Annotated in this window: 13 protein-coding genes and 1 pseudogene; 5 read left to right on the top strand and 9 right to left on the bottom strand. The window is 45.1% G+C overall.

The features are described from left to right. Positions 1-166 precede the first annotated feature (166 nt). The 9 genes from WAM07_RS13375 to sigY all read right to left on the bottom strand — a co-directional run bounded on the left by WAM07_RS13375 (position 167) and on the right by sigY (position 4,551). Positions 167-937, bottom strand: coding sequence for an SDR family NAD(P)-dependent oxidoreductase (locus WAM07_RS13375; RefSeq protein WP_422167592.1), 771 nt, complete (start codon positions 935-937; stop codon positions 167-169). A gap of 146 nt (positions 938-1,083) precedes the next feature. Then, a complete protein-coding gene (locus tag WAM07_RS13370; RefSeq protein ID WP_422167590.1) occupies positions 1,084-1,857 on the bottom strand; it encodes an ABC transporter permease in 774 nt (257 codons plus the stop codon). Continuing rightward, positions 1,832-2,755 (bottom strand): ATP-binding cassette domain-containing protein, encoded by a 924-nt coding sequence (locus tag WAM07_RS13365; protein ID WP_422167588.1) that lies wholly within the window; start codon positions 2,753-2,755, stop codon positions 1,832-1,834. Before WAM07_RS13365 ends, WAM07_RS13370 begins: the two co-directional genes overlap by 26 nt. Next, on the bottom strand, positions 2,752-2,973 hold the full coding sequence (locus tag WAM07_RS13360; protein WP_422167586.1) for a PLD nuclease N-terminal domain-containing protein: 222 nt from the start codon (positions 2,971-2,973) through the stop codon (positions 2,752-2,754). Before WAM07_RS13360 ends, WAM07_RS13365 begins: the two co-directional genes overlap by 4 nt. Positions 2,974-2,994: 21 nt before the next feature. Then, on the bottom strand, positions 2,995-3,324 hold the full coding sequence (locus tag WAM07_RS13355; RefSeq protein WP_224893215.1) for a YbjQ family protein: 330 nt from the start codon (positions 3,322-3,324) through the stop codon (positions 2,995-2,997). Then, positions 3,305-3,499 (bottom strand): hypothetical protein, encoded by a 195-nt coding sequence (locus WAM07_RS13350; RefSeq protein ID WP_089752032.1) that lies wholly within the window; start codon positions 3,497-3,499, stop codon positions 3,305-3,307. The genes WAM07_RS13355 and WAM07_RS13350 overlap by 20 nt, the downstream gene beginning before the upstream one ends. Then, positions 3,496-3,729: a sigma-Y antisigma factor component gene (locus WAM07_RS13345; RefSeq protein ID WP_422167585.1), complete on the bottom strand. Its 234-nt coding sequence runs from the start codon at positions 3,727-3,729 to the stop codon at positions 3,496-3,498. The genes WAM07_RS13350 and WAM07_RS13345 overlap by 4 nt, the downstream gene beginning before the upstream one ends. Further along, positions 3,726-4,037 (bottom strand): YxlC family protein, encoded by a 312-nt coding sequence (locus WAM07_RS13340; protein ID WP_422167583.1) that lies wholly within the window; start codon positions 4,035-4,037, stop codon positions 3,726-3,728. The genes WAM07_RS13345 and WAM07_RS13340 overlap by 4 nt, the downstream gene beginning before the upstream one ends. After that, positions 4,027-4,551, bottom strand: coding sequence for an RNA polymerase sigma factor SigY (gene sigY, locus WAM07_RS13335; protein WP_422167581.1), 525 nt, complete (start codon positions 4,549-4,551; stop codon positions 4,027-4,029). The genes WAM07_RS13340 and sigY overlap by 11 nt, the downstream gene beginning before the upstream one ends. Before the next feature lie 700 nt (positions 4,552-5,251). Here sigY and trpE point away from each other — a divergent pair. The 5 genes and pseudogenes from trpE to WAM07_RS13310 all read left to right on the top strand — a co-directional run. Continuing rightward, the gene (trpE, locus tag WAM07_RS13330) at positions 5,252-6,760 is read left to right on the top strand and encodes an anthranilate synthase component I (protein WP_422167579.1); all 1,509 of its coding nucleotides are present in this window, start codon (positions 5,252-5,254) and stop codon (positions 6,758-6,760) included. Then, positions 6,757-7,779, top strand: a complete 1,023-nt coding sequence (trpD, locus tag WAM07_RS13325) for an anthranilate phosphoribosyltransferase (protein ID WP_422167577.1) — start codon at positions 6,757-6,759, stop codon at positions 7,777-7,779. Before trpE ends, trpD begins: the two co-directional genes overlap by 4 nt. Continuing rightward, complete coding sequence (gene trpC / locus WAM07_RS13320) at positions 7,772-8,536, top strand: indole-3-glycerol phosphate synthase TrpC (protein ID WP_422167575.1); 765 nt, start codon at positions 7,772-7,774, stop codon at positions 8,534-8,536. Before trpD ends, trpC begins: the two co-directional genes overlap by 8 nt. Next, entirely contained in the window at positions 8,533-9,195 is a 663-nt protein-coding gene (locus WAM07_RS13315) for a phosphoribosylanthranilate isomerase (protein ID WP_422167573.1), read from the top strand. The genes trpC and WAM07_RS13315 overlap by 4 nt, the downstream gene beginning before the upstream one ends. Then, a pseudogene (locus WAM07_RS13310) lies at positions 9,170-9,312 on the top strand (tryptophan synthase subunit beta); the annotation flags it as partial. The gene WAM07_RS13315 and the pseudogene WAM07_RS13310, both read left to right, overlap by 26 nt.

The raw sequence follows: 9,312 nt of genomic DNA, 5'->3' as shown, positions 1-9,312 counted from the left end.
TTAATAAAGTGTACCCGATTATTTTTTTCAAAACTAGTCCCCTCTCCTCATATTACCTGAAAGAAATAAACATGATCTTCCAATTATACACAACAAGGAGCAAACTTTGAAGTTTGCTCCTTGTTTTAATGGGGATAAAGATGTATACCTGACTCGCTCGAAGTGACTATTGGTCCATATAGTGAGCCAGTTTGGCTGCAGTGGAACGTGGGATGAATTTGGAAGCATAAACCATCGATTGATTGGCTGCTCCAGGAACGATCACTCTTTTTCCTTTTACGAAACCAAGAAAACCAGCTTTCGCTACGTCTACAGGAGACATCGTACTGTTTACTAATTTTGTGTGCTCCGCTTTGGCCGTTTTGAAGAAGTCTGTATCGGTTGCTCCTGGGCAAAGGGTGGACACGGTAATACCTGTTCCGCGGAGTTCTTCGACTAATGCTTCAGAGAATGATAGGACGTAAGCCTTTGAGGCATAGTACACAGCCATCTTAGGTCCCGGCTGGAAAGCGGCGGTGCTTGCGACATTGATGACCCCTTTTGGTATATCAGGTAGAGGTGCTTTTTTAATATCCTGTAAGAATAAATGAGTTAATTCTGTAAGGGTGTTTACGTTGACTTGAAGCATTTTCTGTTGATCGAGAAGGGGAAGTTCATCAAACTGACCGTTTAATCCAAAACCTGCATTATTCACAAGCACTTCCACTGTAAGCCCGAGTTCTTTCACTTTACTATAGAGAACTTCAGCGGCTCCAGGTTCAGATAGGTCATGAGGAATGATCGTGACGGGATGTTCACCTAATTCTTCTTTCAGTTGCATTAGTTTATCTTCAGATCGGGCGACAACAATAAGATTGTACCCTGATTTGGCAAACAGGCGGGCAAATTCATAGCCGATTCCACCTGAAGCTCCCGTAATTAAAGCGGTTGGTTTCATAAGAGATCTCTCCTTCTGCAAATAATAGTTTGCCCTCAGTCTATACCCGAACCAGACCAAGGACAATCTTCCACCTTACAGTATACCCAATAACTGGATGACCTGAGGTGGAATATTTTGGTTTTTGGTTTTAGTAATTTTCATTATCAGGAGATCTCTTTGTGTTTCAGGGTATAGGCTGCGCCTGCGAGCAGGAGGATGATAAATAGGACAGCTGTTCCGGCGCTTCCCCACAGGGCGCTTGATAATTCTCCGGAGATTAAGTTATTTCTAAGGTGTGTACTGATTAAAGCCGGGCTCCATTCCACCACATGAGCAAAGACACTGCTAAGAAGATTCAATGCGATCACGAGCGTTATCGTAAAGAATAAGACAAGACCGGCTGTTTTACTTAATGTATTCATAAAAATGCTGATGGTAAGAATGAATGTCATCCATAAGCCGTAAAAGAAAACCGTTCGCAAGAGGCTCCCTGCTGATACTTCACCGAAGAGTAAATTCACATAATACCAGCTGGCCACTAGAGCGATGAAAGTGGATACCCAGATGAGTAAGGCGTAGGCGGCCCACTTAGCCGTAACGTACGAGTGATAAGCAATCGGTTTTACCAGAATTAGTTCGGCAACGCCGCTTTTACGTTCGCCGGAAATGGTCCCCATCGTAATTAAAGCGATAATCAGCACTCCAATAAGATTCAGCTGAGAGACGCTCATCATGAAAACTTCGGAAGGGGGAGGTTCCGGCATCTCAAAAGTTGCACCCTCTGGAAGACCGCCCGTTGCCTCCAGGATTTGAGGAAGATAATAAGTTGTGAGTGGATCCGTAATGGCAAGCAAAATGAAAACAAGAGGAACCCAGATCCATTTAAAATTTCTCCATGACTCCAACAGTTCTTTATTGAATACGGTCAGCCACTGCATAACTTTGCACCACCTTCATAAACAGATCTTCAAGTGTTATTCTGCCCATTTCAAACTGAAGAAGTGGCCAGTGTTCCTTCAACGCCAGGTTCAGTATGCTTTCTCGTGCCCGCGCCTGGTCAGTAACGTACACGTCGAGCGTTTCTTTTTTTATTTCCGTACGGGTAACCACGTCTAGATGGTCCAGTTTCTGCCTGTAGGATTCGGGTTTGTCTTCAAATTGAAGAGAAATTTTATCAACTTGGTGCCTGTCTTTTAAGGAAGAAAGCGAGCCTGACTCCACAATTTTCCCTTCATGCATAAGGAGGATCTCATCACTTGATTCTTCAGCATCGTTTAAGATGTGTGTGGAATAAAGGATGGTTGTTTCCTTTTTCAATTCTTCCATTAAATTAAGTACATCACGCCGTCCAATCGGATCTAACGCGGAAACGGGTTCATCAAGCATCAATAGCTCAGGCTTATGAATCAGTGCCTGCGCTATACCAAGACGCTGTTTCATTCCCCCGGAATACTTGGAAATTCTTCTATTCCTTACTTCAAAGATTCCAACTCTGGTAAGCAGCTGGTCCGCACGGGAAGCGGCTTCTTTCTTAGATAGGTGAGCCAGCTTACCGGCGTAGATAAGAAATTCTTTACCTGTCATCCACGAGTGGAAATGAGGATGTTGAGGGAGGTAGCCGATATGGCTGCGGATATCACCGGAATGCTCTCCTAAAAGTTCCACTGTGCCGCTTGTAGGGGAGATTAATCCAGCCATCATTCGGAGAGCAGTTGTTTTTCCGGCACCGTTTGGTCCAAGAAGGGCAATACACTTTCCAGACGATAATGTAAAAGAAATATCATCAACCGCCCGGTTACTCTGATAGACTTTGGATAGATTTTGTACCGTAATCACGCGTCAAACCTCCTGCCGAAAATAAAGTAAGCGATAGGACCTAGTGTGTTGAAAATGACAATAACTAACGCCCACACCCATTTCGGTCCGTTTGTTTCTTCTGTGCGAATTAAACTAATTAAGGCAGCAATCATAAGAATGATTTGTATGACGATAAGAGGAGCAATAATAGCTAGATTTTCCTGTAAAATCTGGAGAGCATTCTGCATCATTAACATAATAACAATCCTCCTTTCATGTTAGTTGCGAGGAGACGGGTTTAGTGTAACCGCTGTTCCATAGGCCATGATCTCGGAAGCGGAACTTGATATGCTGGAAGTCTCTAACCGTACGGCTATAACGGCGTCTGCACCTTTAGACTCTCCGTGCTCAATCATCCGTCCAATTGCCTGTTGGCGCGCCTGATCCATCATATTGGTATAGTCCGTAATCTCTCCTCCGACCAGGTTTTTTAATCCTGCCATGATATCCCGGCCAATATGTTTAGACTGAACCGTGCTGCCTCTTACAAACCCTTTTAACTCCTTAATCTCATAACCTGGAATAAAGTCAGTAGTCACGATAATCACGTTGATCTTCCTCTCTTTTTTCTTTTTTTCTTTCAAGAATTAATCTGTAAATGATGATGATTAAAAGTAAATAGGAGCTCAATACAAGGGCAATTCCTGTCCCCAGATGAAAAAAGAGGAGCCCATATCCCAGCAACTGAGCGGTTATAGCCAGGGTGATCAGCAGAATATTCATGAATGATCCTGCCCCTGGGCGTTCTTCTTCTCATTCCAGACGGTTTTAGTGAGGATGAAGTACACCAGACTTGGAATCGGAAATTGAATAAGTCCTATAATTCCCCATAACCAGGGGGCTTTGCCTCTTTTTCTTGCTTTAATGTAAAGAATAGAGCTTTGTGTAATTAATATAATCCCTATTAACAGAATCCCCCACAATGGGATTTCTTCAGGTCCATAATGCTTCATGATCGCCACGCCACCGTTCCGGAGCTTTCCTTAAGGAAGTAACCAAATAGAACGATAACGGAAAGCAGTTGAATCCCTATAAATACAAGCGGGGCGTAAACCACACTGACTGCTAAGACGCTAAGGCAAATGACAGCCATCAGCCAGAGAAGAGCGAGTTCGATCCATAGCCTCTTATACCAGGCTTCTGTTTCCTTTTGAACTAAATCAGTAAAGTAAGCAAGGGAAGGTTCCTCAACTTCGATCTCTTTATCCATTTGATGGGCGGTGGTTCGCAGCAGGCTCTCTATGTTCTTGTCATCCTTCATGTTCGCCGAGCTCCTTTCTTAACTGTTTAAGCCCATAATGGACTCTCGATTTCACCGTTCCTGTTTTAGCTTTGGTCATTTGAGCAATTTCCTCATAGTCATAGCCGTAGTAATGTTTTAATACAATAGGGATGCGGTACTGGTCCTCTAATTGAAGAAGGGCCTGCTGCACGTCATACCATTCGGCAGGTATGGAGTCGGTCATTTCCTCCCGCTTCAGGCGTGCGGCTTCGGATTGTTCATAAGTGAAGGCTCGCTTTTGTTTTCGTTTGATGTCCAGGTACGTATGAGTGGCAATTTGGATCAGCCATGATGAGAAGGAGGACTTTCCTTTATATTGACTAATTTTCTGGATCGCTTTTACGAGCGTCTCTTGTGTTACATCGTAAGCCAATTGCTCATCGCCGCTCATCTTCCACACGTACTTGACAAGGAAGGAGTAATTTTCTTTGAGCCGTTTAGCTAAAAGTTGCTGGTCTCCCTGCTTAGCAAGTTGAATGTCATTAGAATCCATCATCATTCCTCATTTCCGACTTACTTATAAGACGAACAGCCAGCAGAATTCGTTCAAATTTCATGTAAAAAATTCATCCATTTCTTTTAAAGAGTATCTGTAAAACTTCCAAGTTGATTCTTCCCAGGTCTGGCGGGAGACGATTCGCTTTCCGGCCCTGCAAGACGCAGGGTCGTTCGACGTTGCCACAGGACGTGGCGGTTTTAGTCGAACATCCCTTGCGCTGAGCTTCCTCAGGCTTACGCCTTCCCTCGGGAAGCCTGTGTTAACAATGGACGATCGACTAAGATTTCCACGTCCGGCAGCCACGTCGATCGACCCTATGTCGTGTAGGGACGCAGTAAAGAGAATTATTTACTCAACAATCTTAATACTTTGATGGCAACGGACCCAAACATCTCGAAACTGTGTCGATAAGGTAACGGACAGATGGTTGAATACTCAGCCAAACGCCGATGGTTGACATTATTGTCTGAATTTTATAGACTATTTAAAAGTGATCAGAATAAAGCATAGTTGAGATGAGAATGAGAGCCGTAGAGTTGAGGTTTCTAGGATGAGCATAGCTGAGTGAGCACAGGGATCAACAGACGAAGGAGCTGGAAGATTGCCTGGCCGTTATAGAATTATATTTATCATCCTCTTATATTTATCCTCTCAACGTCTCATTCTCCATAAATTTATATGGAGAGGTGAGCCCATGACCACGTACGAAAGATTTATCCAGGATGCCCGCGAGCATCAGACCATTCCCGTAAGCCAATCTTTTTTTACCGATACGTTAACCCCTATACACATGTTTCATGCGCTCAATGATGAAGCTGTTTATATGCTGGAAAGTCAGGATCCTGAATCACCCTGGTCGAATTATTCCTTCATTGGCTTAGATCCGATGATGGAAATAAAAGAAGACGAGGCGGATTTTGTGATTTCTGATTTTCAAAAAAAGACCAAAGAATCGGCTGCTACTTTTAAAGAAGCGTTTAACCATGTGGTAAGCACTCTGAATGTAAAACCGGCCGATGTCCCACTTCCTTTTAAAGGAGGGGGAGTCGGGTACATCAGTTATGATGCGATTTCCGACTATGAGCCAGTGCCTCGTGCCATTCAGGACGAATTGTCCTTATCTAATTATCATTTATTATTTTGCCAGACGCTAATTGCGTATCATCACAAAACCAAGGAAGTAACCATTTTAACGTATGCAAGAGTCGATAACGAATCGCTCTCTTCTACTATATATGAACAATCCAGACAGCGTATTAAAAAAGTGCAGCAGCGACTAATGAACCACCAGGGACTGCCGGATTTAATGCTTGCCGGTGACTTGGAAGAGGATGCCGGTGTTGAACTCGACAGCAATTACCATCCTGATAAGTTCAAAAACGATGTAGAGAAAATTAAGGAATACATCCGCGCTGGTGATATATTTCAAGCTGTATTATCCCAACGCTTTCACACCGTCACAGAGCGGAGCGGTTTTGAATTGTACCGCGTATTAAGAAACGTCAATCCTTCTCCTTATATGTTCTTTCTGAAGTTTAATGATGTAGAAGTAATTGGGAGCTCTCCAGAGCGTTTACTGGAAGTGCAGGAAGGGAAACTTGAAATTCACCCGATCGCAGGTACGAGAAAGCGTGGAGCCACTCAGGAAGAAGATGACGCTCTCGCTGAAGAACTTTTGGCAGATGAAAAAGAGCTGGCGGAACATCGCATGCTGGTCGATCTCGCTCGCAACGATATCGGACGGGTAGCTGAATTTGGTTCGGTGGATGTTACCGAATATATGACCATCGGGCGATTTTCAAAAGTTATGCATATCATCAGTAAAGTCGTAGGGCAGCTGAGATCAGACATTTCCCCCATTGATGCCGTAAGTTCAGCCTTCCCTGCTGGAACATTATCCGGAGCTCCTAAAGTGCGGGCGATGCAGATTCTTAGGGAGCTGGAGCCCACCCCTCGTAACTTATACGGCGGAGGAATCTTGTATTTCGGTTTCGATGGCAATATCGATTCCTGCATTACGATCCGGACGATGACCCTGGTCGGAAAAGATCTTTATATCCAGGCAGGAGCCGGGATCGTGGCTGATTCAGATCCAGAGACGGAATTTCAGGAAACGTTAAGTAAAGCAAGTGCCCTTAAGAGAACGATTCAAATAGCTGAGCAGGTATTCGAGACGAGCAGAGAAGGAGTGGAGTACAAATGAACGATATCTTAAAACGAGTAGTATCTGGAGAGACTCTATCTGAGAAGGAAGCATTTGCTACTATGGACGCCATCATGAAGGGAGAAGCGACTACAGGACAGCTGATGAGCATGCTGAGCGTGATGAGCTATCGCGGAGAGACGGTTGATGAGATGACCGGGTTTGTCCAGGCGATGCGGGAGAACATGATGAAGCTTGATGTTCAGGATGATTCAGTTGTAGACACGTGCGGTACAGGAGGCGATGGAGCTTCTACGTTTAATATTTCGACCGCTGTTTCTATTATTCTTGCCAGCATGGGTGTGAAGGTAGCGAAACACGGCAATCGTAAAGTATCCTCCCGAAGCGGCAGTGCCGATGTGCTCGAAACACTCGGTATACCGATCGATACAACTCCCGAGGAAGGCGCTAAGGCTCTCCAGGAAAAAGGAATGACGTTCATGTTCGCTCCTCTGTATCATCAGGCGATGAAGCACGCAGGTCCTGCCCGGAAGGAACTTGGTTTCCGTACCGTTTTCAACCTGCTTGGACCGATGTCCAACCCGGCGAATGCACGCCGTCAGCTAATCGGTATTTATGACACGGGCTACGCGGAGAAGATGGCCGAAGCGCTGTACAACCTTGGTTCGAAACACGTGTTGTTAGCGACAGGCCGTGATGGGTTAGATGAAATAACCATAACCGGAATTACCGACCTGGTTGAACTGAAAGACGGAATCATCAGCCGTACTACGGTGACCCCGGAAGACCTCGGTCTTACCAGAGGAAAACTCGAAGATATACAAATAGAAAAAACAGAACAAAGTGCAGCGATGATTGAAGCGGTGATGCTCGGTAACGCGAACGAAAGCGCAACGACAATCGTCACCATGAATGCAGCAGCCGGTCTTTATGTAGCAGGGAAAGCCGAAGACCTTCGTGATGGAGTTAAGCAAGTTCAAGAGGCCATCCAGACAGGGGTGACCCGTCGTTACTTTGAATCTGTAGCAGTGGAAAGGGAGGATCGCCAGTATGCTTGAGACCATTCTAGCTGTGAAGCGGCAAGAAGTAGAACGCCTCTTCTTACCAGAAGAACAATCATTTACAAACTATTCACTAAAGGAATCCTTGAAAAATTCTCCCCATTTGGCAGGACTGATTGCAGAGGTGAAAAAAGCCTCCCCGTCCAAAGGGATTATCCGTGAAGATTTTAATCCTGTACGGATCGGACATGAATATAACCAGGCTGGTGTTCAGGCGATTTCTGTACTAACTGATCAGCACTTCTTTCAGGGCCATCGGGACTTTTTGACGGATATCAAAAAAGTGGTGGACGTTCCCGTTTTACGTAAGGACTTTATCATCGACTCCATGCAAATTGCGGAGAGTGCCTATATTGGAGCGGATGCCGTACTGTTGATCGGTGAAGCGCTAGAAGCGGAAAAGCTTCACGAACTTTATCTGCAGGCTCAGGATCTGGGCATGGAAGCGTTAGTGGAAGTTCACAGTGAAGAAACACTGGAAAAGGTGCTGAAGGAATTCACCCCAGAAATCCTTGGCGTGAACAACCGTAACCTGCATACCTTTGAAACGAAGCTTTCCCAGACGAAAAGAATGGCGGAGCTTGCGCCTAAAGAATCCCTTCTTGTTTCTGAAAGCGGAATTTTTACAAATGAAGACTTACGCGAAGTAGTCGGCTACGGAGCTGAAGGAGTACTTGTCGGAGAATCACTTATGAAACAGGCGGACATCAAAAAAGGTGTCCAGGACCTAATGACGGGAGTCAACGTGTTATGAAGGAGCCTATCATTAAGTTCTGCGGCAACCGCTCCTTATCGGATTTGACGAAAACCACCTCCTCCAGTGCCACACACGTCGGTTTCATTTTTGTTAGAAAAACGAAACGCTACGTACGCCCTGAGCTGGCCGGCCGCTGGGTGAGACAGATTCGTCCGAAGCAGAAGCTTGTCGGGGTGTTCATCGATCCAAGCATTGAAGAAATAGAGGAAGTTCTTCATTTTGTTCCACTCGATGTTATTCAGCTGCATGGAAATGAAAAGGTCTCTGATTTGTTAAAAATAAAGGAATCTTTCGGCCTTCCCGTATGGAAGGTCATTCATCACCAGCAGAATGGGAAAAATCAAATGGAAGTGTTCCAGGGAGTTGCGGACGGCTATCTGATTGACTCAAAGGTAAAGGGAGTCTCAGGCGGCACAGGTGTCCGATTTGACTGGGAAGCGATCCCTGAGTATCGCGATATAGCTTTTGAGCAGGGAGTTCCCTGCCTGATTGCCGGAGGAGTTACGCCGGAAAACGTGGCAGAATTAATTGCCTACCGTCCGGAAGGAATCGACCTATCAAGCGGTATCGAAAATGATGAACAAAAAGATCTTAGTAAAATACAAGCGATTACGAAAGAGGTGGAGCGGAATGTTGCAAGTATTTCCAGACGTTAAAGGCAGATTCGGTGACTTTGGAGGCAAATATGTACCTGAGACATTAATGGGACCTCTTCAGGAACTGGAAGATGCTCTTGACCAGGCTATGGAGGATCAGGCTTTTCATGATGAATA

Origin of the sequence: Halobacillus sp., from assembly GCF_049282395.1 — a bacterium.
GTDB lineage: Bacteria > Bacillota > Bacilli > Bacillales > Halobacillaceae > Halobacillus.
Note: the sequence above shows the minus strand (reverse complement) of the source record. Positions and strands in the feature narration are given on the sequence as shown.